Genomic DNA, 24,562 nt, shown 5'->3' with positions numbered 1-24,562 from the left:
CCTAAGTTATTTTTGCTGGGACACTCACACTCTGAAGTATCGGCGTCTTGTGACCAAGCTTTAGCGAACTTTGTTAGATAGCCACCAGATCAAACTGGGTGTATTTGAGTTAACGGCGAAGAGCCAACGAACTTTACTGCAAAATCCACCTTTATGCTTGCTTTCCTTGGTCCCCAAAAGCACACAAGGAAAGGCTGGCCTGCTACTTCAAGAATAAGGCTCACAGGCCATCCAAGCGATTCCTAGTGAAATACCAACCAGCCTTAGCCTAATAAAGACAATACAGACTGAGGGCGCTGGTTTGCCTGGGCTAATACAGAAACACCCGCCTGCTGGAGTACCTGGGTGCGCGACAGTTCCGCAGTTTCCGCAGCAAAGTCTGCATCACGGATACGAGAGTTAGAGGCCGTCAAATTTTCTGAGGCAATTTCTTGTGTACGAATCGTCGATTCCATACGGTTTTGGAAAGCCCCCAGATCGCCACGCACTTCCGCAACACGATGTAAAGCGTTATCAATGGCTTCCAGTGCTTGATTCGCCCCAGCAATGGTGGAAATATCAACATCTTTTAACGCTTGGCCACCTTCTGATTGACCATAAGTCCCTACTTTAAAACCAGCATGAGCTAAACCAGCGGCACCCTGAGTACCTGCTTCTATGCTTATATTTTGCGCTGCGGTTAAAGTCACCGTACTTTTATGAATCACACCTGTATCTGCGGTATTGCCTGTATAGCCAATCCCGGTTGCAGTTTGTAAGTCCCCTAAAGTCATCCCCCCATTATTTGCAGTAATATTATCAAGCACAATATTGCGTCCATCAGCTGCAACAAGTTGAATTCCTTTATTATCTTCACCGGTATCAATCGCAGTTACCCCAGTTTGTGCACTAACTTGATTGATTTTAGTAACAATTTCCTGACGTCGTGTGCCTGTATCTGCAGTCACTGAAAACTGGATATTGACACCATTCAAATCAAAATCCCCTGCATATTGCGCATCACTCGCTGAAAGATCCATCACGCCGCCTAGGATCAAATTTTCATCCACTTCTGCAGTAACCCCTGTTTGCTCCGAAGAACGATTAATCGCAGCGGCTAAAGCAATCGCACTACCAGCATTACCAGCAATTGAAGCAGTATCATCCGTCGCACGGCTTGAGGTGATAGCAACTTGATTAATCACTAAATCACCCGTTTGTAGATTATTCACATTACCAAAGGCAGCAGAAGCACCTGCTAAACCAGTCGTGCTGCCTACACTTTTATTGGCGAGGGTATTGGAAACTGAAGCTACCCCTTTTTCATAGGTATCTTCTACTAAGCCTGCATGATCAATATTGTTGGTGGCCGAGGTGATCTCAATATCACGGCCATCAACGGAGCGTAAAGTATATCCCCCAGCGTGGGTATGGGCAGTGCCATAATTGTTTGCATCCGCAATATTAGCAGCCGTATCTACCAACATATTTGTATTGAGGCCTAAGGCAGCTGCAGCGGATGCTGCTGAATTAATCGCACCGCCGCCCCCTGCGGTTGTTGCAAGACCTAAGCTGATATTACGCCCATCTTTGGCTTCCAATACCACACCTGTCGCATCATCCCCCGTGTTGATCGCAGTGACACCTGTCAGATCAGATTTGGCATTAATTGCGGCCACCACAGCTTCACGATCAGAATTAAGATCTTGACCACTCACACCGACGGTGATTTGAATCCCATTGACTGCCAGCACGGCACTTGCAGCGGCACCTGCTGCTGTCATTTGTGAGCCTTCCACACGGTTCACATTGACTTCAGCCATCACACCGCTTTTATCAGCTAGGGCATTAAATGCAGCCACTTTAGCAATTGCTGAAGCAGCTTTGTCCGTAAAAGAGGCATTATCATCCGAAGTAAAAGAAGGCCCAATCACAGCCCCATTGACTACTACATCACCTTTTGCTAGGGTCGAATTATTGCCGTAAGCACTGACACCCGCCGTATCTGCAGCACCAAGTACATTCGTACTCATATTACCAATGCTAACACCCACCGTCTGACCTGCATTCGCACCAATCTGGAAATTCACACCACCAAAAGAGCCATCCAGTAACTGAGTGCCATTAAAATTGGTATCCCGTACCGTACGATCCACTTCACTAACTAGAGCAGACACTTCTTGCTGCAAGGCAGCACGGTCCGTATCATTTAAAGTACCGTTCGCTGCTTGCACAGCTAATTCACGCATGCGTTGCAAGTTATCATTGACGGCACCCAAAGCACCTTCCGCTGTTTGTGCTAAAGAGATACCGTCATTGGCATTGCGAATCCCCATATTGGTACCGCGAATTTGTGCATCAAAACGGGTTGAAATCGCCAAACCAGCGGCATCGTCTTTTGCGCTATTAATACGTAAACCAGAGGAAAGACGCTGTAATGCGGTTTCATTAGCTTGTTGCGCTTTATTTAGATTTCTTTGCGCCATCAAAGACGCCATATTGGTATTGATAATTTGAGGCATGGTCTGATTCTTCCTTATGTCAGCAACATGATCGACAGAAAAGTACAGGTTTATTCATTAGGAAAATAGATGTCATTCTTTAGATTTTTTCAGCCAAATATACTGTTTAAATGCATCTAAACCTTGTTTTTCTATGCATATGGCTCAAATAGCGGGTAGCCCGCTCATTTCTTAAGTTAAAAACAGTAACATCAAGATACATTTTTGTGAGCTGAGCTATTACTAGACAATGCGTGGTCGGGCTGTAGACTTCTTGCGTTAGAAACCCTTTAAGAGATACAAGTTAAGGGGGGCTTGTTTGAGTCGATAAACTCTTAAGATAAGCTGGCAAAATATGCTCATCGACTAAAAAGCTGACTTCGCCTATAGGTGGGAACTTGAAATGAGAAACTGGAAAGATATTGTGATTAGCCCACAAACCCCCTTAAAGATGGCTATCCATATGATGGATAAGGGTGCTTTACGTATCTTATTGGTGACGGACTCAGAAAACACTTTACTAGGAGCCGTGACCGATGGTGATATCCGGCGTGCGCTATTAGCATCTTTAGATCTACAAACCCCTATCACCCAAGTGATGCATAAAAATCCAAGTGTGGCCTTCAATACTTGGAGTGCTACCCGTATGCGCAAGCTAATGCAGCAAAAAAGCTTGCTGCATTTGCCTGTAGTGGATGAAAGCGGCCAACTTTTGCGATTAGAAACTTTAGAAAAACTCTTGTATCCAGAGGCACGCAAAAACAGTGTCCTTTTAATGGCTGGTGGTTTGGGAACTCGTCTACGTCCTTTAACCGAAAACTGCCCTAAACCCTTATTAAAAGTGGGTGGCAAACCTATTTTAGCAATCATCTTAGAAAATTTTATTAATTCAGGATTTAATCATTTTTATATTTCTGCATGTTATTTAGCAGAAATGATAAAATCTTATTTTGGTGATGGCAGCCAATGGGGAGTAAAAATAGACTATATCAACGAGGAAAAACCCCTAGGTACAGGCGGCGTTTTAGGGCTTTTGCCTAATCAAGAAATTTCATCCCCCTTAATTATGATGAATGGGGATTTACTCACTAATATAGATTTTGGCAACTTATTAGACTTTCATGAAGAGCATCAAGGACTTGCTACTCTAGGTGTACGTGAATATGAATATCAAGTACCTTACGGTGTAATTGAGGCTGATAGTTATCATGTTAAGAGCATTGTAGAAAAACCAGCATATAAATTTTTTGTTAATGCAGGTATTTATGCACTACAACCTGAGTTAGTACAAGCGGCTCCTCAAGGCCAGTTTTGAGATATGCCTAATTTATTTGCAAATAAGTTGGGTGAAGGAGAAAAATCAACCTGTTTCCTCTTCGTAAATATTGGCTTGATACTAGCCGTTTAAATGATTTCAACGCGCAAAAATGGATATCAACAGCATTATAATATAGGGCTATTGGCATGAAGAATCAAAAGATTTTGCAACTAGAAGAAAGACTTATTAACTTCCAAAAGAAGAATAATTGGGGGAAAGTCATAGAAACAAGCAAGAAAATATTAACCCTAGCACCTGAGCATCTACTAGCATTAAAAACGCTAGGCAAGCTTTACGTAGAAGGTGATTGCTGCCAACAAGCCTTGCCTTTACTAGAGAAAGCCGTTACCTATAGTAGAACAGATGCTAGTTTGCTTATGTATTTAGGCTTAGCCCAACTTGATACAGGAGACAAAAAAACGGCAATTAACACTTTTAAAAAAGCGTCTTTATTTGACCCTAAAAATGATAAAGTTTGGGTTAATCTTGGCTTAGCTTATCGTGAAACTCATGAGTATGATCAAGCTATTAAGGCATTAGAAAATGCTATTAAGGTAAATCCTAAATCCTGTCCCGCAAACCTAAATTTAGGCATGGCATTACTTGCAAAAAATAAAATTGCAGATGCTGAAGCTCATTTCTTAAAATGCCTTGAACTAGACGAGAAATATTTATCTGCTTTGAACGCCTTAGCCGTACTTTACGAGAAGCAAGAACGTAAACAACAAGCTAAAGACTACTTACAAAAAGTAATCACACTAGATAAATTCAATGCGGATGCTTATACAAATCTTGCTGCTATTTATATAGAAGAAGGAGAGCTAGAGCTAGCTAAGAAAAATTTAGATCTTTCCATTAAATATGCACCTAATAGCTACAAGAGTTACCTTAACTTATTTTCATTCTTAGGAATACAGGGTGAAACTAAGCAACAACAACTCTTAATAGCCACCTTAGAAGAAAAATTTTCAGGTCATCCAGAAGTGATTCTTGCGATTATAAAATTTATTGCAGACCATATAGGATTTGAGCAAGCCATAAATTTTTCAGAGAAATACCTAAAATTAGATCATCCCTTAATTTATAGCTCTGTAGGTTATTGCTATCACAACTTAATGGAATTAGATACTGCTGCTCACTTTTATAAAAAATCACTTAGCATCCAGCATAGCGGCGATCTTGAGCAAGCATTAACCAATGTTTTTATAGAAAGCCAAACCATTAAAAAATACTTGGGTGATAATGCTAGATTATGGCGCGGGGAAACCATAGAAAAAACAGACAGTATCATTGTTTTTAGGCAGCAAGGTATAGGCGACGAAATTTTTTATGCCCGTTATTTCAACTACCTAAAAAATAACTTTAGTGAAGTGAGTATTGTGGTAAGTAAAAAACTCATCCCTTTGTTCTCTAGCTCTTTTGATGGAATCACTTTCTTAGAAGAAAATGATAGCTCAATTAATACCATTAATGGTCTTTTCTATAGTAACAAAGCTGCTAAGCAAAGCGATATACCAAGTAGCCAGAGCCATCACTTCTATACAGGCGGCTGTTTTTTAGATAAATTTTGTGATCAAGCCACACACTTTACTGAGAGAGGTGTTACCCCTTACTTAAAACCTCACCCATCTAAAGCTGAACAGTGGGCATCATTTTTTTCTAACTACCAAGACAAACCGATTCTAGGAATAAGCTGGCGTAGCTCTAATATGAAAGAGCACCGCAAAATGTACTATGCACGCATTGAGGATTTACAGCCGATTTGGGATTTACAAGAAAAATTTTATTTTGTTAACTTACAATATGATGAATGCCAAGAAGAACTAGCACAAATACGTGCGCTGGGTATTGATATTATTGATCCACCTAACATTAACCAGAAAGAAGATCTGGAAGATGTTGTGGCGATTATGGTAAATATGGATGCTGTAGTCACACCTCAAACTTCAGTACATATATTATCCGCTGCTTCTGGAACTAAAACTTACACTTTTGTTCCTGACCTTAAGGTGAGTAGGGAAACCACCAAACCTTATAACTTTAATAACATGCAATTTATTTATAGACAAATAAAAAAAGATAAAGTTTCTTGGTTTACAGAAATTAGTGCCTTGCTATGTCAAGATTTAATAAAATAGGTACGATTTTATGTATAAAGAAGTCTTAGTCACTGGTGCTGATGGTTTTATTGGTTCCCATCTGGTAGAACTTTTGTTAGCACAAGGTTATCAAGTGAAAGCCTTGGCACATTATAATTCTTTTAACACTTGGGGATAGTTAGAAGATATTGCCCATCTAAAGCAAGTCCAAGTGCTGACAGGGGATATACGTGATCCACATTACTGTAAGCATATTACGCAAGGTGTGGATATTATTTTTCACTTGGCAGCTTTAATTGCTATTCCTTATTCTTATGTCGCGCCGGATACTTATGTTGATACCAATATTAAGGGGACACTCAATATTTGCCAGGCGGCATTAGAAAATCAAGTGAAACGCGTGATTCATACCTCCACCAGTGAGGTCTATGGCACGGCGCGTTATATCCCTATTGATGAAGCCCATCCATTACAGGCGCAATCCCCCTACAGTGCTTCTAAAATAGCGGCTGATGCGATGGCAATGAGCTTTTATAATGCCTTTAATCTGCCGTTGACGATTGCCCGTCCTTTTAATACTTATGGCCCAAGGCAATCCGCACGCGCTGTCATTCCCACTATCATTAGTCAAATTGCCACAGGGGTTCAAGAAATCAAACTGGGGGATATCAGCCCGACCAGAGATTTTAATTATGTTGCAGATACTTGCCGTGGTTTGTTAGCCTTAGCTCAATGTGAACAAGCCATTGGTGAAACCGTGAATATTGCATCGAATTATGAAATTTCTGTGGCTGATACCTTGCATCTTATCAAGGAAATCATGGATGCAGATGTGACTTTTGTCACTGATGAACAGCGCTTGCGCCCACAAAAATCTGAAGTTTTTCGTTTGTGGGGTGATAATACCAAAATTACATCACTCACCCAGTGGCAACCCGAATATGATATTCGCACAGGTTTGCAAGCGACGATAACCTGGTTTACTCAGCCGGAAAAACTCGCTGCCTATAAAGCAGGGATTTATAATGTCTAATGCTCTGACACCCCTGATTGATTTTATTCGTGAGTATTATCAAACCAAGGATTTTATTCCTTTACATGCGCCTGTGTTTACAGGAAAAGAACGCGAATACGTACTAGATACCTTAGAAACAACCTTTGTTTCTAGTGTTGGCGCATATGTAGATCGTTTTGAACAATAAATAGCCGCTTATACAGGGGCAAAAGCAGCCGTTGCCACCGTCAACGAGACCGCTACCCCACATATAGATGATGAATTTGATTTTAAGCTAGCTGAATTTTTATTACAGAACCAAAGGTAAAAAATGAAAAACAACTTTATTCATATAGGTTTAATGAAAACCGGCACTACTTATATGCAGAATGTCTGGTTTCAATCTAAAGATCACTGCTTATGCTGGCGTGGTATGGAGGACTTTATCTATTTCATCAGAGATAAAACGATAGGTTTAGATAGAGATCCTAATGAAGTTCAAATCAGATTTGATAATGCTTCTGTTGATGGTCAATCTGTCGTGGTATCTCACGAGAGCCTTTCTACTGCTTATCTTAATGAGCCTGAAAACTCTTATTTTATAAGGCCATATATTGATGAAACAGCTTATCTGTTGAGCCTATTAAAAATTTCAGAAACTATATTAATAGTAGTAAGAGACCCTTTATCTTGGATTAGGTCCATTTATAGCCAAAGCATTAAGCAAGGTGGCTACACTGACGCACAAGACTTTGTGAATCAGCAGTCTATGTTCATTCAAAGCTCTTTAGATATAAAGTATTTATGCGATGCTTATAGCAGGCATTTTGCTAAGATTATTATTTTACCTTTTGAGTTAATGAAAGATGATTTACATGGATTCTGGAAAATATTAAGCAAACATACAGGCTGCGAAATACCTGAGGAAAGATTGATTTATGGATTTAAAAAATTAAACACCAAACTAACAAATCTTCAAATACAGATACTTGCCCATCTTAATAAAAGGCGACATTTAACACACCAGTTATCTAAGAAATATTCAGGCCCAGAGGCAGCATTAGAAAGCGCCATTATTTCTGATAAAAAAAACAATCTGTTAGTTTGTAGGAGACTCACTGAAAACATGCCAAAAGGTAAAGAGTTAGAGTTTGCAAGCAAGCTTGACATTAACTTAGAGCCACAAAAAGATTTTTACCAATTTAAGTTAAGCCACCAACTAAAAAGTAATATACAACAAAACATGATTAATTATTTGGAATCAAGTAACTACATCCCAGAAGAACTTAAAAGCTATATCAGCAGGTATCAGGTCTAAAGCCGCTCAATTTCATGTGCTTTATTATAGTTTTTACACATTCAGGTATAGAAAGTTGGTCTGTTTTTATATGAAGATCAGGGTCATTAGGGACTTCATATACAGAATCTATACCTGTAAAGTTTTTTATCTCACCCAGCCTTGCCTTTTTATATAAACCTTTCGGATCACGGGCTTCTGCAATTTGCAAAGGAACATCCACAAAGATTTCTATAAACTGATTTTCTCCGATAAGCTGACGCGCCATTTTTCGTTCACTTGCAAAAGGAGAAATAAAAGCAGTTATTACTATAATACCAGCTTCATTCATTAACTTAGCAACCTCCGCCATTCTACGAATATTTTCAACTCTATCTGCATCAGTAAACCCTAAATCTTTATTTAAGCCTTGACGTACGTTGTCACCATCTAGAATATGCGTATGATAGCCGAGATGGTATAGCTCTACTTCCAATGCATTAGCTAAAGTAGATTTTCCAGCCCCCGAAAGCCCCGTAAACCACAGGACTTTGGGGGTCTGGTTTTTCATTTTAGATTTATGTGCTTTTGTTACCAGCATATCTTGCTGATAAAGGTTGGTTGTGTTCATAAGTTAGCCCTCAATAAACTTCCGATAAAAAATTGGATCTTAATTAGTAGACCAAAAATAACAAAGTACCTATCAATTTGCAAAAAAATTCATCATTTATACGGTAACCTTTATGTTCAATAACAGCTCAATTCTTATTACTGGAGGCACAGGCTCTTTCGGTAAAAAATATACAGAAACTCTGTTAAAAAATTTTAACCCTAAGAGATTGATTGTTTTTTCTAGGGATGAGCTCAAGCAATATGAGATGCAACAAGAATTCAATGCACCTTGTATGCGTTACTTTATTGGTGATGTACGTGATAAGGGACGCCTAACTCAAGCCATGCAAGGTGTGGATTATGTGATTCATGCAGCCGCATTAAAACAGGTGCCCGCGGCTGAATACAATCCTATGGAATGTATTAAAACCAATATTAATGGTGCAGAAAATGTTATCCATGCTGCTTTAGCCAATGATATTAAGAAAGTGATCGCACTCTCTACAGATAAGGCCGCCAATCCCATTAACTTATATGGTGCAACTAAGCTAGCCTCTGATAAATTATTTGTGGCCGCTAATAATATGGCAGGAGGTCATCCGACACGTTTTGCAGTTGTGCGTTATGGTAATGTTGTTGGTTCCCGTGGTTCTGTGGTGCCTTTTTTTAAAAAGTTACAAGCTCAAGGTTGTCAACATTTACCCATTACCGATCCACGGATGACACGTTTCTGGATTACTCTGCAACAGGGCGTTGATTTCGTCTTAAAAAACTTTGAGCGTATGCAAGGTGGCGAGATTTTTGTTCCCAAAATTCCGTCAGTGCGTATTACTGACTTAGCCACTGCCATTGCTCCAGAGTTAGAACAAGAAATCATAGGTATTCGCCCCGGAGAAAAATTACATGAGATTATGTGTCCGGCAGATGATTCACATCTGACTTTAGAGTTTTCTGATCATTATGTGATTACTCCTTCGATTACCTTTATAGGGCGCACCAATAGTTTTGAAAAAAATGCTTTAGGTGAACAAGGAAAAGCAGTGGATCAAGGTTTTGAATATAACTCAGGTACTAATCCTAATTTTTTAGGGATAGAGGAAATTAAATTATTTAATCAAATGGCAGGCATTAGATAATATGATCCCCTATGGCCGTCAAGATATCTCTCAAGCAGATATAGATGCAGTGATTCAGGTACTAAAATCTGATTTTTTAACACAAGGATCTCAAGTGCCCGCATTTGAGCAAGCACTTGCCAATAAAGTAGGGGCACAGCATGCCGTCGCTGTTAATAGTGCCACCAGTGCTTTGCATCTTGCTTGTTTGGCTTTAGGACTTACTCAAGGTGATTGGCTATGGACCTCGCCAATCACTTTTGTTGCCTCGGCAAATTGTGCGCTTTATTGTGGAGCCCAAGTTGATTTTGTTGATATAGATCCGCAAACTTATAATTTATGTGCCAATAAACTTGAAGAAAAATTACTTCAGGCCAAAGCCGAAAATCGATTACCAAAGATTGTAATTCCAGTACATTTTGCGGGCCAGTCCTGCAATATGCAGCGGATTTATCAATTAAGTCAAGAATATGGATTTAAAATTATTGAAGATGCTTCTCATGCTATTGGTGGTCAATATCAAGGCCAATATATAGGCCATTGCCAGTATTCTGATATTTGTGTTTTTAGTTTTCATCCAGTGAAAATTATTACCACTGCTGAAGGTGGTATGGCTACGACAAACCAAAGCGCATTAGCTGAGAAAATGCATTTATTGCGTAGTCACGGTATTACTCGTGATCCTCAAGCGATGACGCACTTACCGGATGGCCCTTGGTATTATCAGCAAATAGATTTAGGTTTTAATTATCGAATGACGGAACTCCAAGCTGCCTTGGGGCTTTCTCAACTAACAAGGTTGGATGAGTTTGTCAAAAAGCGTAGAATGCTTGCTCAGCATTATAATCAAGCATTTTCCGGTACAAATTTTACCTGTCCTTATCAAGACGAGGAGACATATTCAGCATTCCATTTATATCCTATCCAACTTTGTTTGGAAAAGTTAAAAAAAACACATATAGATATTTTTAGTGAACTAAAATCAGCGGGGATAGGCGTCAATTTACATTATATTCCTGTACACATGCAGCCTTATTACAAACAGAAAGGATTTAATAGAGGTGATTTCCCTATAGCAGAAGCCTATTACTCAAAAGTGATTAGTCTGCCTCTTTTCCCATCGATGACACAAGCGCAAATAGATAAAATTGTGTCCAGTGTAAAAAATATTGTTATTTAGAGCAATTTTTATTTTTTGAAGGTATTACATGAATATATTTTATCAAGAATTACTAAATGAACTAGAAAGCCAGTCAACACTTTATCAGCCAAGTGTGTTTTGGAGAGAAGCTTCTAAGCTAATGATAGAAGAACTATCTGAAAAGGGAGTCGCTCATTTTCGGAATTTACCAAGCGCACTCAACTTTTTTGTTCCTACTTATGGTTACCCTGGAAATGCACTTCCAGAAGAGACCATGCATTCTTTAAAAAAATTTGTTGAAAGTCAGGGCTTATCTTTAAAACAGCAAAATTATTTAAATGCTTTTCTTTCTGGTTATAGTGCCGCTCTAGCTGATTATCGTGTGCTTTGTGCCTCTGAACATGCAAATAACAAATCCCCTGATCTGCTAAAATTTAGTGAAAGTGAGATAGGATCTCCTATAGAACATTTCGATATTGAAGGCAAGCAATACAGTAGATCATCACTAAACTATTTACTCGGATTATCATTTTTAAAAAAATACACTGATTTAGAAGAAATTGGTTCAATATTGGAAATTGGTGGTGGGTTTGGTACTTTAGGTGAAATAGTGTACCAAACCATGCCAAATACAAGCTATATTAATATAGATATTCCGCCAACCATATTCTGTTCAGAATATTATTTAAAAAACATTGTGATGCAAGAAAACTTCAGTGAGTATTCACAATTAAAGGATAACGATGAAATATTTATTGATCAACTTAAAAAAATAACTGTGCTACCATCTTGGAAAATTGAAGCTTTACGGGGAAAAATAGACTTATTTGTAAACTTCATCTCTTTTCAGGAAATGGAGCCAGAAATTGTCAAGAACTATCTTGATAATATTGATAGGCTTAAAGCAAAATGGATATTATTACGTAATATGCGTGAAGGAAAGCAATTGCGTTCACAACATCGTTTTGGTGTAGATAAGCCTATTTTTTCTGAAGATTATGAACATATGTTACCAAACTATCAGTTAGTAACAAAAAATGTTATTCCTTTCGGATTTAAAACAGCAGACGGTTTTCATTCTGAAATCATGTTATTTAAATCTAAAGAGGTTTAAATGAATCTTGCTATTATCCCCGCTCGTGGAGGCAGCAAACGCATTCCACGCAAAAACATTAAAGCATTTTGTGGCAAACCTATAATTGCTTACTCAATTGAAGTTGCCTTAAGTTCTGGCTGTTTTGATAGAGTCATCGTATCAACTGACGATCAAGAAATTGCAGATGTCGCCTTACAATATGGTGCTGAAATTCCTTTTATGCGGCCTGCCGAACTGAGTGATGATTTTACTGGGACCCAAGCAGTTATTGAACATACTATCAATTTATATCAAGAGCTAACAAAGCAAAATGTCAAGCTGGCATGCTGTATATATGCTACAGCACCTTTTATTCAACCGCAGGATTTACAAAAAGGATTGCAGTGCTTACAAGAAGAGGCAGCTGATTTTACATTTAGCGTAACCAATTATGCTTTTCCAATTCAACGTGCACTGCGTGTAAATGCCTCGGGCCGAATTGAGATGTTTAATCCAGAAAATTTTCATATTCGTTCGCAAGATTTAGAAGAAGCCTGGCATGATGCTGGTCAGTTTTATTGGGGTACTAGAGAAGCTTGGCTAAGTGGAAAACCTGTTTTTGGTGATTATGCTGTTCCTATAAAATTACCACTTTCTCGCGTCCAAGATATAGATACGATAGAAGATTGGAAAAGAGCAGAGTGGATGTTTAGTGCCTGGCAGAAAGAAAAATTAACTCTTAATTACTTATAAGAGAAATATAATGAAAATTAACGGTCGTTTAATTAGTAAGCATGCACCACCTTACATTATTGCTGAAATGTCAGGGAACCATAATGGTGATATTAATAGAGCATTTGAGTTAATAGAGCAGGCAAAAAAAGCAGGGGCAGATGCTATTAAACTGCAAACTTATCGTGCAGATACGATAACGATTAACCATAATGCACCAGAATTTAAAGTGGAGGGTGGTCTATGGCATGGAAGATATCTATATGAACTGTATGAAGAAGCTCATACACCTTGGGAATGGCATGCAAGATTATTTGAAAAAGCAAAGTCTGTAGATATCACCATATTTTCGGCGCCTTTTGACTATTCTGCAGTAGATATGTTGGAAGAGCTAAATACACCTGCATATAAAATTGCTTCACCAGAAATTGTCGATATTCCGTTAATAGAATATGTGGCAAGCAAAGGTAAGCCTGTGATTATTTCAACAGGCATGGCTTCTTTTGAAGAGATAGATCTTGCTGTAAAATCTGCACAAAAAGCAGGTGCGAAGGACATTGCCTTATTGCATTGTACTAGTGCTTATCCTACACCACCAGAAGAAGCAAATTTATCAAGTATCCCTGATCTAATAAAACAAACAGGCGTTTTAGTTGGGCTTTCTGATCATACCTTAAATAATATTACAGCTACTGCAGCCACTGCCCTAGGTGCCTGTATTATTGAAAAGCATTTTACGTTATCGCGTGCAGAAGGTGGTGTTGATAGTGCTTTTTCTCTTGAACCAGATGAATTAAAGCAGCTAGTAGAACATACTAAAATCGCTTGGTCTGCTGTGGGTTCTCCTTGTTATCGCCCTACCAAAAGTGAAGCAGGTGTATTGAAACACCGTAGGTCATTATATGTAGTCAAATCAATAAAAAAAGGTGAGAAATTTACATCTGATAATATTAGGTCTATTCGCCCTGCAAATGGACTACCACCAAAGTATCTCAATGAAATTATAGGTAAAGCATCTGCTTATGATATAGATTTTGGGACACCACTTACTTTTGATCATATAAAAAAATAATATGGGAATATATTTAACATGAATGACACTAGATTAGAAAAACACCCACTTGGATTCTGGCAGGTTATTAACAAACCATCCGAACAAGAGTTATCAGATTATTATGCCAATAAATACTACCAAAACGAATGTGGTAGTTATAGAAGAAAATATTCAGAAGAAGAACTACAAGTAATTAAGATAAAAATCTCCCAGAAATTAGATAAACTAGAGTCACTAAAAGGTGACAGTTTCCAGATTGGCAAAGTACTAGATGTTGGTTGTGGTGAGGGATTTGCACTTGCCGAGTCTAAAAAGAGAGGTTGGGATATAGAGGGTTTGGATCATTCTATTAGCGGCATAAAAAACATGAATCCAAGCATTCTAGATTATGTAGAACAAGGCAATATATTTGAGTTGCTACAAAGAAGAATAAAAGAAAATAAACGCTATGATTTAATTTGGTTGAATAATGTTTTAGAACATGTAACTGATCCAGTCACATTATTGAACTCTATTAGAAATATTGTTAAGGATACAGGAACCCTTATTGTTACCGTGCCTAATGATTTTAGTGATCTACAAGAAAGTTTGTTAGCAAATGAATCAATACCAAGACGCTTTTGGATTGCAATCCCTGATCACCTTTCTTATTTTGATTCTATTAGCTTAAAATCTATAGCACAAGCAACTGGATGGCAATGCCAATCTTTGTTAGCAGACTTTCCAATTGACATATATTTGGCTCATCAAGGCTCTAATTATATATCAGACCCTAACCAAGGACCTTTGGCACATCAAGCACGCATTATGTTAGAGAATTTAATTGGTGCTAAAGGGAGCTTGGCTGCCAATAATTTTTATGAGGCACTTGCAGATGTAGGCTTAGGACGAAATATTACTGGTTTTCTATCTCCAACTCATTAAAATTTTTTCTTAAAAGGAAATTAAAAATGAAAACTACCGACAACCAACATAAGGTTATTGTAGGTTCAACAAATCAAGAAGTTTTATCAAAAGAAAAGCTTGCCAATATGCTGCGTACAGCTCAAATACCAGATACAGAGATTCTTGATAACTTAGGCTTGTTTATAACAAGGCAGAATTTAGCTAGAATAAATTTTATACAAAGTTTATATGAGAAAATCATTCCCATACATGGTGTTGTTATGGAGTTTGGTGTTAGATGGGGCCAAAATATGGCACTATTCTCTGCGTTAAGAGGTATGCTAGAGCCTTATAATTATAATAGAAAAATTATCGGTTTTGACACTTTCTCTGGATTTCCATCTGTGGATGAAAAAGATGGGAATATGTGTACTCTAGGTGCTTATAGCGTTTCCGGAAATTGGGAGCAGCAATTAGATGAGATTCTAGATTTTCATAATCAAAATGCACCTATTGCACATAAAAAAAAGTTTGAGTTAGTTAAAGGAGATGCCAGCAATACCCTGCCTAACTACTTACAGCGCCATCCTGAAACTATTGTTGCACTCGCTTATTTTGACTTTGATATATATGAACCAACAAAAAATTGTTTGCAGGAAATTCTCCCACATTTAACAAAAGGAAGTATTCTTGCATTTGATGAATTAAATTGTCCTGAGTTTCCGGGTGAGACATTAGCAGTGAAAGAGGTTTTAGGCTTGCAGAACTTTTCCATTCGTCGATCACCTTTAAGTCCGCTTACTTCCTACATTGTGATTGAGTAATTCACTATGCAAGATTTTAAATCATATCTTTGTCTGCCAAAGCAAGAATATTCTACTAAAGATTTTAAGCTGAGGGTTATTCAGGAGGAAGATATTGAAGACATCAGAGTATGGCGTAATGCACAGCTAGATGTATTAAGACAGCCAGCACCAATCTCTCAAGACCAACAAAAAACATATTTCAGCAATGAAGTATGGCCATCAATGCAAGAACCTTATCCTAAAAATATACTTTTTACTTTCTTTAAAAAGAAAAAGCGTATCGGCTATGGTGGATTAGTCCATATTGCTTGGGAACATCGTAGGGCAGAGATTTCATTCCTCCTTAATGATTGTCTTACGAAAGATAAAGTACTTTATAGAAAATATTTTTCAAACTATTTAAATCTTATAAAAGAGGTCGCTTTTTTATCTCTAAAAATAAATCGCCTTTACACTGAAACATATGCATTCAGAAAAGATCACATAAATGTATTGGAGAATTGCGGTTTTGAATTAGAAGGAATTATGAGAAATCATATACTTCTTAATAATAAATATTGCGACAGCATAATACATGGTGCTATTTATGAAAAATGAAAGAGTTTTTATTAGCGGTGGTGCTGGTGTTATTGGTACTGAATTAACAAGAATTTTAGTTCAACTTGGTGCTGAAGTATTTGTTGGTGATTTAAAAAAAAGACCAAAAGATCTTTCAGAAAAAGTTCGATACAGGCAGGGAGATCTTAACCATATATCGCATGCGGAGATAGAAGGTTTTTCACCAACAATATTTATTCATCTGGCAGCAACATTTGAAAGAAGTACAGAAAATTATGATTTCTGGGAGAAGAACTTTTGGAATAATGTAAGGCTTAGTCATCATTTAATGGATATTTTTAAAGATACCCCTACTTTAAGGAAGGTTTTATTTGCAAGTAGTTATCTAATTTATGATCCAAGTAAATATATTTTCAAAAAACCAGCTTTGACTCCTACTTTTTTATCAGAAAGCACACCGATCGCACCAAGAAACCTAACTGGTATGGCAAAGTTGGCCCATGAAATAGAATTAAATTTCTTAAATGGCTTTAAATCAGCTCAGTTTACATCTGTTTGTGCTAGAATTTTTCGTGGATATGGATGCAATTCTAGAGACGTTATTTCTCGTTGGATACGCTCTGCCCTTCGAGAAGAAAAGATCACTGTCTTCCGTCCAGAGGGTATGTTTGATTACATCTATGCTAAAGATACAGCATTTGCTCTAGTGCGACTTGCACAAACACCTGATATCAATGGTATTATCAATTTAGGTACAGGAAAGTCTAGAAGGGTTTCTGATGTTGTGGATATCCTCCAAAGAAGATTCCAAAATTTGGAGGTAGACTTAATTGATGACATTGATATGGACTATGAAGCTTCGTGTGCAGATATGTCTTTATTTAAGGAAAAAATAGCCGGTTGGGAGCCAGCTTACACGTTAGAATCTGCCATTTCGGAAATCATTGAGTTTGAAAAATCTCAGCTCATTTGTGAGCAGAAAAAACAAAATGGCAATATATTAATCAGTAGCGCATCTAGAAAAATCCCACTTATTAAATCTATTTTAGAGGCGAAGGATCGTTTTGATAAGGAGATCCTTGTTTATGCTGGCGACATAAATAAAGATGCTCATGCGCAATTTGTATGCGATGGATTAATTTTATTGCCTGCTACATCTGTGGAAAACTTTGAAGAAATTTTAAATCTTCTTAAAGAAAATCAAATAGAGCTTGTGATTCCTACTAGAGATGGTGAATTAGAGTTTTGGGCAACACACCGGAAAGCCTTGGAAAAAGAAGGAATACAAGTCATTGTTTCAGAGCCTGAGGCAATTACCACCAGCCTTGATAAATTAGCATTTGCAAAATTTGGTGAGATCAAAGGTTTTCCAATTATACCTGCGTGGGAACATCCCCAAGGCAAAGGGCCTTTTGTAGTAAAAGAGCGTTACGGTGCAGGCAGTCGTTCAATCGGGCTAAATATTGAAACTCTTGATGCTGCACTAGAGTGGGGAGCTAAGCTAGCTCAGCCTATTTACCAACCTTTTATTGAAGGCAAAGAAATCAGCGTAGATGCTTGGTTAGACAAGACAAGCAAAGTGAAAGGTTTGGTATTACGTGAACGAAATCAGGTAGCTCAGGGTGAGTCAGTCGTGACAACCACTTTTAGAGATACTAGGTTAGAAGCCCAATGTACTCAATTACTTGAAGCCCTACCTCTACATGGCCCTGTTGTTTTGCAAGTGATTATTGATTCATTAGGCAATCCACACATTATAGAACTAAATGCACGTTTTGGTGGCGCATCAACGGCTTCTGTTGCTGTCGGTTTAGATATTTGGTACTGGACATTACTTGAATGGGATAATCAAAACCTCGATTTAGTACCTTACTTGCGTTCTGATAAAGAAGCCCGTCAAATCCGCGTTCCTCAGGATATTCTTCTTTATGATTCTAGTTTTTGATTTAGATGATACGCTTTATGAAGAGCGTACTTATGTTGAGAGTGGCTTAAAGGCTGTAGCCGACTATGGAGAGTCGGCTTTTGGCTGGGATGCAAGAGCATCTTTTTATTTTATGTTGGATATTCTAAATAAAGAAGGGCGAGGACGCATATTTAATTTATGGTTAGCTCATCATCATAAAGAGAGCTGCACACTTGTATCAAAGTGTGTGCGAATTTATCGGCATCATCTGCCTTCACTTAGTTTATCTAATGATGCAAAAAATCTTCTGCCAAAACTAGCGAATCAATATCCGCTTTATTTAGTAACTGATGGGCACAAAGTCGTTCAGCAAATCAAAATAGAAGCTCTAAATATTCAACCTTGGTTTCGAAAAACCATGATCACACATAGATATGGTTTAAAACATGCCAAGCCATCCACTTATTGCTTTGAAATCATTAAAAAAAGAGAGACCTGTACTTGGCAACAAATGGTTTATATTGGTGATAATCCGGCTAAGGATTTTGTTAATTTAAATCCTTTAGGTGTGACTACGGTTAGAATTCATCGGGGGATGTACTGTCAGCAAGTTGCAAAACCAGGATATGATGCTAGGTTTCATATAGAAACGCTGGACTCGCTGACAGAGGTTTTAAATGTAAACCTTGATTAACCCTCACCCCCTCACAAGCAACCACCCACCCAGTAGGATTAACCCCCAAACCGGCCAAGTTTGTTGTTCAATATGCTGCCATAAGAGGTCTACGGGGGTATCTGTGGCAATAAGATAGCTCGCCAAACCCAAGACTAATAAACCTAATAAACGCGCGCGTCTGCGTGCGTTTTGCTGATGAATTTCTTGCTGAACTTGAATTAATGCTTGTTGTTGCTGAATTTGATGTTGTTCCCAATTTTTAAGCTGGGCTAAAGTATCATGGGCCAGTAAAGGTAATTCTGGCATTTGTTCTAACCAATCGGGGAAATTAGTTTTCACTTTGCGCCAAACACCTCTTGGGCCAACTCTGGCTTTCATCCAATTTTCTAAATATGGCTTTGCTGTTGTCCATAGGTCTAGATCAGGATATAACTGACGTCCTAAACCTTCAATATTCAGTAAGGTTTTTTGTAAGAGAACTAATTGTGGCTGGACTTCCATATTAAAACGGCGTGCTGTTTGGAATAACCCCATCAGTACTTGGCCAAAAGAAATATCTTTTAAAGGTTTTTCAAAAATGGGTTCACACACTGCGCGAATTGCCGCAGCAAATTCATTGGCACGGGTATCTTCATGCACCCAGCCAGATTCTATATGTAAACGTGCCACTTCATAATAATCTTGCGTGAAGAAAGCTAATAAATTACGCGCTAAATAATTTTGATCTTCAACACTTAGGCTACCCACAATCCCACAGTCAATCCCAATATATTGAGGGTTATTAGGGTCTGTGCAATCAACAAAAATATTACCTGGATGCATATCCGCATGGAAAAAATTATCACGGAAAACTTGCGTGAAGAAAATTTCAACACCACGCTCTGCTAATTTATGCATATTCGTGCCTTGGGCACGCAGTAAATCTAAATGCGCAATAGGAATGCCATAAATACGCTCTTGTACCATCACATTACGGCGACTATATTCCCAATAAACTTTGGGAACATAGAGTAAGCCTGAATTAATAAAATTTCGTCTCAGTTGCGAGGTATTCGCGGCTTCTTTTAATAAATCTAGTTCATCAAATAAAGTGACTTCATAATCTGCAACTACTTCAACCGGATGTAAGCGTTTAGAATCTGGCCAAACTTTTAATAAAATACGGGCGAAGGTATAAAGCAAAGCAATATCTTTACGCATAATTTTATCAATATGCGGTCGTATTACTTTAACAACGACTTCTTCCCCAGAATGCAGGCGGGCAGCGTGTACCTGTGCAATGGATGCCGAGGCCATAGGTTGGGAGCTAAATTCCTGAAATGCCTGATGAATATTTTGCCCGAGCGCTTCTTCTATCAGGGCTTGCGCCTGCTCAGCAGGAAAGGGAGGCACTTGATCTTGCAGCTTTTTCAGCTCGTCAGCAATATCTTGCGGTAATAAATCACGCCGCGTTGATAACATTTGCCCAAATTTAACAAAAATTGGCCCTAATTCTTCTAATGCAAGACGCAAACGCTCTCCACGCGATTTGTGGTTCTCTGGCAATAAACGCATAGGAGAAAAGCGCCCTAATAAGGGCCGCCAAGGTGCTGGCAGGCGCTCAATAGGAATTAAGGTATCCAAGCGTTGATGAGCAACAACTTGGGCAATTTTTAGTAATCGATGTAAACGAGACAAGTGAGCCAGCTCCCCATACCATCAGCGCAACGCGCTTAAATTTTGTACACGTGTTTGTAAATCTTGCTGGCGTATGCGCAAATTTTCTAGACGCATCTGCAATGCTTGTAGCTCATCTTGTGCATTGAGATGTTCAGGCTTGCCAGGAATTAGCCGAGTTTCCTCATGTAGATAAGCACGCAAATCGCCACGCCATTGCGCTTGTATCACCTCATGGATATTGGCAAGTTTTTGACTTGGCAAACTGCCGAGCAAAGGCACAAAAGTTAAATTCCAATCTATCGGTGCTTGCGTGAGCACTTTTTGCAATATTTGTAGTTTGCGCATATCCCCACCCACTTCTAAATGACCAGAAAGCAGGTGCGCGTGTTGATCTTGCGCACTCAATAATTGCATTAACTCACTTGGGGTCGCAACGAGCCAAGTATCTGCTTCTGCTGCTAACCCATCGGCATGCAACACAGTCGCCGCACTTAAATAAAGTGCTTGGCCATTGCTTTCAATCCAAAGCGCACCACGCTCAGGGATAATCAAGGCAATACGTGTATGCTGTAATTTTTGCAGATCTGCTTGGCTACTCGGTGATTGTTGAATCACCCAGTTCAGCAAGTTCTGTGCACTTTCTAAAAGCGCATGGGTCAGTAGGGACATAAGACAACTCCTTGGCAGCTGTGACGGCATCCAAAGATTAAAACTTAATACCCTTGTGCAGTGCAACAATTCCCCCTGTCATATTGTAATATTGCACCTGATCTAAGCCTGCATCTTGCATCATCTGCTTGAGGGTTTCTTGATCAGGATGCATACGGATAGATTCTGCAAGATAGCGATAACTATCAGCATCTTGAGTGACTAGACGCCCCATAAAAGGTAAAGCAGTGAAAGAATAAGTGTCATAGGCCTTACTCAGCAAGGGGTTATTCGGCTTAGAAAACTCTAAGACTAATAGACGACCTCCAGGCTTTAATACCCGCGCCATCTCGCCCAGTGCACGATCTTTATCCGTAACATTACGCAGACCAAACGCAATCGAAACACAGTCAAAATGCGCCTCTGGGAAAGGCAGAACCTCTGCATTGGCTTGCACATACTCCACATTACCCACATAGCCTTTATCAGTGAGACGATCACGCCCCACCTGCAGCATGGAAGCGTTGATATCTGCCAAAATCACTTGGCCATCTGGGCCCACGCGGCGCGAGAAAGCCATCGTCAAATCGCCTGTACCACCGGCAATATCAAGGACTCGCTGACCTTTGCGCACGCCGCTTTTTTCTAAAGTGAAGCGCTTCCATAAACGATGGATCCCCATCGACATCAAATCATTCATCAAATCATATTTAGCTGCCACAGAATGGAAAACCTCTGCCACCTTGGCTTGTTTTTCGTGCACGTCCACTTGCTGATAACCAAAATGCGTGGTGTGGGATTCGTTTTGGGCAGATGTTGATAGATGCGGATTAGAATCAGACATGGGCAACCTCATAACGCAGGATATTTCCTGAACAAAAGCAAATTTGCCCTATGATAATACAAATGCTTGCCAGAACGCAGGATGGATTTGGCCTGCTGTTCATTTTGTGCAGCCACGCAGGATGGGGCAAGCGTAGCACAACCGATCAAACGAGAAGACCCAAGATCAGGTTAAACTTCCCTTTTGCCCTCCTCCCCCTATCTTAGGGGGAGCTATCACAGGGGAAAATCTTTGAGCACCTGTCAATGACTTTCGCTAACCTTTGCCCAGCGTGCGCGTGCTTTTTGCTGAAGATAAAGCCATTTTTTCTAGATGACTAATAATTAAACCCGCAATATCTTTGCCTGTGGCGTTTTCAATCCCTTCCAAACCTGGGGAAGAATTGACTTCCATCACGACAGGCCCATGATTGGAGCGTAATAAGTCCACGCCGCAAACGTTTAAGCCCATAGCACGCGCAGCACGTACTGCAGTAGAACGCTCTTCAGGCGTAATTTTGATCAGAGAAGCACTCCCACCACGATGCAAATTAGAACGGAATTCACCTGCTGCAGCTTGGCGTTTCATTGCTGCCACCACCTTATCACCGATTACAAAGCAACGAATATCGGCGCCGCCTGCCTCGCGAATATATTCTTGCACCATAATATTGGCTTTTAAGCCCATAAACGCTTGAATCACACTTTCAGCCGCTTTATTGGTTTCAGCTAAGACCACACCAATACCTTGCGTGCCCTCAAGCAGCTTAATGACCATAGGGGCGCCGCCAACCATGGTGATTAAATCAGGAATATCATCTGGAGAATGTGCAAAGCCTGTCACAGGTAACCCTATACCTTTGCGGGATAATAATTGCAAAGAGCGCAGCTTATCGCGTGATCGAGTAATGGCGACAGACTCATTCAGAGGACAAACCCCCATCATTTCAAACTGACGCAAAACAGCACAGCCGTAAAAAGTAACAGAAGCGCCAATCCGTGGAATCACCGCATCAAAGGCTTCTAAATCTGTGCCTTTGTAATGAATCGTTGGTTTATGGGTAGCGATATTCATATAACAGCGTAAGGTATCTATCACCCTGACGCTATGTCCTTTTTGTTCGGCTGCTTCAATTAAGCGCCGCGTGGAATATAAAGACGAATTACGCGACAAAATAGCGATATGCATCGCAGCACCTTTTAAAAATATCAGGAAAAAAAGGAAAGGGGGCGTAGGGCGTTTTAAGGTTGTCCGTGCAAATAGGACGCCCCAGGCGCCACTAAAATATGGTGTTCCATAGCACGACGGCCTAATAACATAGGGTAGTCCATCTTACTGCGGTCAACTAAAGTGAGCTGAATTTTTTGTTCTAAGGCACCAAGCTGCATCCGAGTTTTAATCACATATCTTTGCTGTGCGTGCCCGTTAGAGCTACGCACACGGCGTACATCATACACAGGGACTTCGCATTTCACTTCAGGATCGCCTAAAGCTTCCTCATTAAAAGAAGTAAAACGTACCCACTGCTGGCCTTGATGCTCAAAACCCTGAATTTCTACTGCATGTAAGGCGGAAGTCTTCGCACCTGTATCAATTTTGGCACGCACTTGAATACCCAGATCGGGAAAGCGAATGACTTCTTTCCAGCCAACAGTAATTTTTTGGGAATGAAATAGTACAGGTTTGCTCATGCGTTGAACTCTCGGTGCCAAAAATAAGAGCACAAAAAAATACAGGCTCGAAAGCCTGCGTCTATTAAGTATTCTAGGCAATTTCCGCCAGATTACCTAGCATCTATTTTGCCGAAGGAGGGGAATGTCTCCCCCACCCGATGGCTAGGCATCTTGCAAAATGGCATACAGCTGATCTTTCAAGAGCAGGCGCTTTTTTTTCAAATCTTCGGTATAAACATCGGAAGGATTTTCTGCACCCACTTCAATGCGGTGTACTTCACGGTCTACTTGATGATATTCGTTAAATAAGCGCGCAAAATGTGCATCTGCCATTTTAAGATCATGGATTTTGTCGCGATATTCGGGAAATTCATTGACAAGGTTATGATTTTCTAACATAAGGCGCACCTATTGGGTTGGAGCATTGTGGATAAACTTGCTTGTCTTTGAGTATGCGCCTTTTATCAATGCCTTGCCTTTGCCGTGCGTCAATTAAGTGCACTGAGCCGTTGACTGCTCCCCTCCCTAAAGGAAGGGGATTCCCAATTCATCGAGAACAGGACACGGGGACTGACCCCATGCCACTTACATTCTCTCCAAGGGCTAACACCGCCAGCCCGGATTCTCTCCAAGGGCTAACACCGCCAGCCCGGCGGCTTTAATGTTGGTCGCGGCGTTAATGTCGCGGTCATGGTCTGCGCCACATTCGGGGCAGCGCCATTTCCTGACCGACAACGGCAGCGACGATACGGTATGTCCGCAACCCGAACAGCGTTTGGAGCTGGGGAACCACGGGTCAATGGCGACCAGTGAGCGCCCTGCCCATTCCGCCTTGTACGCCAACTGGCGCACGAACTCGCCCCAGCCAGCGTCAGCAATGGCCTTGCTCAGTTTCGGGTTGCGGATCATGTTTTTCACTTTCAGGGATTCGACGCAGATCACTTGGTTCTCGTTAATCAATCTGCGGGACAGCTTGTGCAAGTTGTCCTGCCGGCAATCGGAGATTTTGGCGTGAAGTTTCGCCACCTTCTG

Annotated in this window: 23 protein-coding genes and 1 pseudogene; 15 read left to right on the top strand and 9 right to left on the bottom strand. The window is 39.8% G+C overall.

The genetic code is table 11. The annotated features are described in order from the left end of the window. Positions 1–263: 263 nt before the first annotated feature. Positions 264–2,501: a flagellin N-terminal helical domain-containing protein gene (locus BMX05_RS11105; RefSeq protein WP_093311880.1), complete on the bottom strand. Its 2,238-nt coding sequence runs from the start codon at positions 2,499–2,501 to the stop codon at positions 264–266. A 382-nt stretch (positions 2,502–2,883) separates the two neighbouring features. Here BMX05_RS11105 and BMX05_RS11100 point away from each other — a divergent pair, with 382 nt between their 5' ends. The 5 genes and pseudogenes from BMX05_RS11100 to BMX05_RS11085 all read left to right on the top strand — a co-directional run bounded on the left by BMX05_RS11100 (position 2,884) and on the right by BMX05_RS11085 (position 8,209). Then, the gene (locus BMX05_RS11100) at positions 2,884–3,795 is read left to right on the top strand and encodes a nucleotidyltransferase family protein (protein WP_245710710.1); all 912 of its coding nucleotides are present in this window, start codon (positions 2,884–2,886) and stop codon (positions 3,793–3,795) included. A gap of 149 nt (positions 3,796–3,944) precedes the next feature. Beyond that, positions 3,945–5,936 (top strand): tetratricopeptide repeat protein, encoded by a 1,992-nt coding sequence (locus BMX05_RS11095; RefSeq protein ID WP_093311876.1) that lies wholly within the window; start codon positions 3,945–3,947, stop codon positions 5,934–5,936. Positions 5,937–5,946: 10 nt separating this feature from the next. After that, positions 5,947–6,930, top strand: a pseudogene (locus tag BMX05_RS11090) (NAD-dependent 4,6-dehydratase LegB). Beyond that, entirely contained in the window at positions 6,923–7,099 is a 177-nt protein-coding gene (locus BMX05_RS12415) for a hypothetical protein (protein WP_177166889.1), read from the top strand. The pseudogene BMX05_RS11090 and the gene BMX05_RS12415 overlap by 8 nt, the downstream one beginning before the upstream one ends. A gap of 123 nt (positions 7,100–7,222) precedes the next feature. After that, entirely contained in the window at positions 7,223–8,209 is a 987-nt protein-coding gene (locus BMX05_RS11085; RefSeq protein WP_093311872.1) for a hypothetical protein, read from the top strand. Here BMX05_RS11085 and cysC read toward each other — a convergent pair. Continuing rightward, positions 8,190–8,798 (bottom strand): adenylyl-sulfate kinase, encoded by a 609-nt coding sequence (gene cysC, locus BMX05_RS11080; protein WP_093311869.1) that lies wholly within the window; start codon positions 8,796–8,798, stop codon positions 8,190–8,192. The two genes, BMX05_RS11085 and cysC, sit on opposite strands and share 20 nt — an antisense overlap. 112 nt (positions 8,799–8,910) lie before the next feature. Between cysC and pseB the strand changes: the two genes are divergently transcribed. The 10 genes from pseB to BMX05_RS11030 are packed head-to-tail and all read left to right on the top strand — an operon-like array spanning position 8,911 to position 18,745. Then, positions 8,911–9,915: a UDP-N-acetylglucosamine 4,6-dehydratase (inverting) gene (pseB, locus tag BMX05_RS11075; RefSeq protein ID WP_093311867.1), complete on the top strand. Its 1,005-nt coding sequence runs from the start codon at positions 8,911–8,913 to the stop codon at positions 9,913–9,915. A 1-nt stretch (position 9,916) separates the two neighbouring features. Continuing rightward, a complete protein-coding gene (gene pseC / locus BMX05_RS11070) occupies positions 9,917–11,074 on the top strand; it encodes a UDP-4-amino-4,6-dideoxy-N-acetyl-beta-L-altrosamine transaminase (protein ID WP_093311863.1) in 1,158 nt (385 codons plus the stop codon). A gap of 28 nt (positions 11,075–11,102) precedes the next feature. After that, entirely contained in the window at positions 11,103–12,149 is a 1,047-nt protein-coding gene (locus BMX05_RS11065) for a putative sugar O-methyltransferase (protein WP_093311860.1), read from the top strand. After that, positions 12,150–12,863 carry a pseudaminic acid cytidylyltransferase gene (gene pseF, locus BMX05_RS11060; protein WP_093311856.1) on the top strand — a complete coding sequence of 238 codons (714 nt, stop codon included), beginning with the start codon at positions 12,150–12,152 and terminating at the stop codon, positions 12,861–12,863. 10 nt (positions 12,864–12,873) lie between these two features. Beyond that, positions 12,874–13,914 (top strand): pseudaminic acid synthase, encoded by a 1,041-nt coding sequence (gene pseI, locus BMX05_RS11055; protein WP_093311851.1) that lies wholly within the window; start codon positions 12,874–12,876, stop codon positions 13,912–13,914. An 18-nt stretch (positions 13,915–13,932) separates the two neighbouring features. After that, entirely contained in the window at positions 13,933–14,820 is an 888-nt protein-coding gene (locus BMX05_RS11050; RefSeq protein ID WP_093311847.1) for a class I SAM-dependent methyltransferase, read from the top strand. A 26-nt stretch (positions 14,821–14,846) separates the two neighbouring features. Continuing rightward, positions 14,847–15,605, top strand: coding sequence for a class I SAM-dependent methyltransferase (locus BMX05_RS11045; protein WP_093311844.1), 759 nt, complete (start codon positions 14,847–14,849; stop codon positions 15,603–15,605). Positions 15,606–15,611: 6 nt separating this feature from the next. Then, positions 15,612–16,184, top strand: coding sequence for a GNAT family N-acetyltransferase (locus BMX05_RS11040; protein WP_093311841.1), 573 nt, complete (start codon positions 15,612–15,614; stop codon positions 16,182–16,184). Beyond that, on the top strand, positions 16,174–18,090 hold the full coding sequence (locus BMX05_RS11035; RefSeq protein WP_218139045.1) for an NAD-dependent epimerase/dehydratase family protein: 1,917 nt from the start codon (positions 16,174–16,176) through the stop codon (positions 18,088–18,090). Before BMX05_RS11040 ends, BMX05_RS11035 begins: the two co-directional genes overlap by 11 nt. Further along, positions 18,074–18,745 (top strand): HAD family hydrolase, encoded by a 672-nt coding sequence (locus BMX05_RS11030; protein WP_093311836.1) that lies wholly within the window; start codon positions 18,074–18,076, stop codon positions 18,743–18,745. Before BMX05_RS11035 ends, BMX05_RS11030 begins: the two co-directional genes overlap by 17 nt. Positions 18,746–18,748: 3 nt before the next feature. Here the strand turns inward: BMX05_RS11030 and ubiB are convergent, their stop codons facing one another. The 7 genes from ubiB to BMX05_RS10995 form a co-directional block, all read right to left on the bottom strand. Then, the gene (ubiB, locus tag BMX05_RS11025) at positions 18,749–20,404 is read right to left on the bottom strand and encodes a ubiquinone biosynthesis regulatory protein kinase UbiB (RefSeq protein WP_093311833.1); all 1,656 of its coding nucleotides are present in this window, start codon (positions 20,402–20,404) and stop codon (positions 18,749–18,751) included. A 21-nt stretch (positions 20,405–20,425) separates the two neighbouring features. Then, entirely contained in the window at positions 20,426–21,055 is a 630-nt protein-coding gene (locus tag BMX05_RS11020) for an SCP2 sterol-binding domain-containing protein (RefSeq protein WP_177166888.1), read from the bottom strand. Positions 21,056–21,092: 37 nt separating this feature from the next. Further along, positions 21,093–21,878 carry a bifunctional demethylmenaquinone methyltransferase/2-methoxy-6-polyprenyl-1,4-benzoquinol methylase UbiE gene (gene ubiE / locus BMX05_RS11015; protein WP_093311824.1) on the bottom strand — a complete coding sequence of 262 codons (786 nt, stop codon included), beginning with the start codon at positions 21,876–21,878 and terminating at the stop codon, positions 21,093–21,095. A 255-nt stretch (positions 21,879–22,133) separates the two neighbouring features. Beyond that, positions 22,134–23,045 (bottom strand): 30S ribosomal protein S6--L-glutamate ligase, encoded by a 912-nt coding sequence (rimK, locus tag BMX05_RS11010; RefSeq protein WP_093311819.1) that lies wholly within the window; start codon positions 23,043–23,045, stop codon positions 22,134–22,136. Between the two features lie 53 nt (positions 23,046–23,098). After that, positions 23,099–23,548, bottom strand: a complete 450-nt coding sequence (locus BMX05_RS11005) for an ATP-dependent zinc protease family protein (protein WP_093311815.1) — start codon at positions 23,546–23,548, stop codon at positions 23,099–23,101. A 144-nt stretch (positions 23,549–23,692) separates the two neighbouring features. After that, positions 23,693–23,929 (bottom strand): HP1242/YdcH family protein, encoded by a 237-nt coding sequence (locus BMX05_RS11000; RefSeq protein ID WP_093311811.1) that lies wholly within the window; start codon positions 23,927–23,929, stop codon positions 23,693–23,695. A gap of 204 nt (positions 23,930–24,133) precedes the next feature. Then, positions 24,134–24,562: RNA-guided endonuclease TnpB family protein (locus BMX05_RS10995; protein ID WP_177166887.1), on the bottom strand; the 429-nt coding region annotated here is incomplete at its 5' end.

This window comes from Allopseudospirillum japonicum, assembly GCF_900108915.1.
GTDB classification, from domain to species: Bacteria; Pseudomonadota; Gammaproteobacteria; order Pseudomonadales; family Halomonadaceae; genus Pseudospirillum; species Pseudospirillum japonicum.
The sequence above is the reverse complement of the archived record's forward strand: the minus strand, read 5'-3'. Positions and strand labels throughout refer to the sequence as shown.

Bases quoted from the DNA above. Each gene is read 5' to 3' on its own strand.
- BMX05_RS11105 (WP_093311880.1), bottom strand. From the start codon at position 2,501: ATGCCTCAAATTATCAATACCAATATGGCGTCTTTGATGGCGCAAAGA.
- BMX05_RS11100 (WP_245710710.1), top strand. From the start codon at position 2,884: ATGAGAAACTGGAAAGATATTGTGATTAGCCCACAAACCCCCTTAAAG.
- BMX05_RS11095 (WP_093311876.1), top strand. From the start codon at position 3,945: ATGAAGAATCAAAAGATTTTGCAACTAGAAGAAAGACTTATTAACTTC.
- BMX05_RS12415 (WP_177166889.1), top strand. From the start codon at position 6,923: ATGTCTAATGCTCTGACACCCCTGATTGATTTTATTCGTGAGTATTAT.
- BMX05_RS11085 (WP_093311872.1), top strand. From the start codon at position 7,223: ATGAAAAACAACTTTATTCATATAGGTTTAATGAAAACCGGCACTACT.
- cysC (WP_093311869.1), bottom strand. From the start codon at position 8,798: ATGAACACAACCAACCTTTATCAGCAAGATATGCTGGTAACAAAAGCA.
- pseB (WP_093311867.1), top strand. From the start codon at position 8,911: ATGTTCAATAACAGCTCAATTCTTATTACTGGAGGCACAGGCTCTTTC.
- pseC (WP_093311863.1), top strand. From the start codon at position 9,917: ATGATCCCCTATGGCCGTCAAGATATCTCTCAAGCAGATATAGATGCA.
- BMX05_RS11065 (WP_093311860.1), top strand. From the start codon at position 11,103: ATGAATATATTTTATCAAGAATTACTAAATGAACTAGAAAGCCAGTCA.
- pseF (WP_093311856.1), top strand. From the start codon at position 12,150: ATGAATCTTGCTATTATCCCCGCTCGTGGAGGCAGCAAACGCATTCCA.
- pseI (WP_093311851.1), top strand. From the start codon at position 12,874: ATGAAAATTAACGGTCGTTTAATTAGTAAGCATGCACCACCTTACATT.
- BMX05_RS11050 (WP_093311847.1), top strand. From the start codon at position 13,933: ATGAATGACACTAGATTAGAAAAACACCCACTTGGATTCTGGCAGGTT.
- BMX05_RS11045 (WP_093311844.1), top strand. From the start codon at position 14,847: ATGAAAACTACCGACAACCAACATAAGGTTATTGTAGGTTCAACAAAT.
- BMX05_RS11040 (WP_093311841.1), top strand. From the start codon at position 15,612: ATGCAAGATTTTAAATCATATCTTTGTCTGCCAAAGCAAGAATATTCT.
- BMX05_RS11035 (WP_218139045.1), top strand. From the start codon at position 16,174: ATGAAAAATGAAAGAGTTTTTATTAGCGGTGGTGCTGGTGTTATTGGT.
- BMX05_RS11030 (WP_093311836.1), top strand. From the start codon at position 18,074: ATGATTCTAGTTTTTGATTTAGATGATACGCTTTATGAAGAGCGTACT.
- BMX05_RS11020 (WP_177166888.1), bottom strand. From the start codon at position 21,055: ATGTCCCTACTGACCCATGCGCTTTTAGAAAGTGCACAGAACTTGCTG.
- ubiE (WP_093311824.1), bottom strand. From the start codon at position 21,878: ATGTCTGATTCTAATCCGCATCTATCAACATCTGCCCAAAACGAATCC.
- rimK (WP_093311819.1), bottom strand. From the start codon at position 23,045: ATGCATATCGCTATTTTGTCGCGTAATTCGTCTTTATATTCCACGCGG.
- BMX05_RS11005 (WP_093311815.1), bottom strand. From the start codon at position 23,548: ATGAGCAAACCTGTACTATTTCATTCCCAAAAAATTACTGTTGGCTGG.
- BMX05_RS11000 (WP_093311811.1), bottom strand. From the start codon at position 23,929: ATGTTAGAAAATCATAACCTTGTCAATGAATTTCCCGAATATCGCGAC.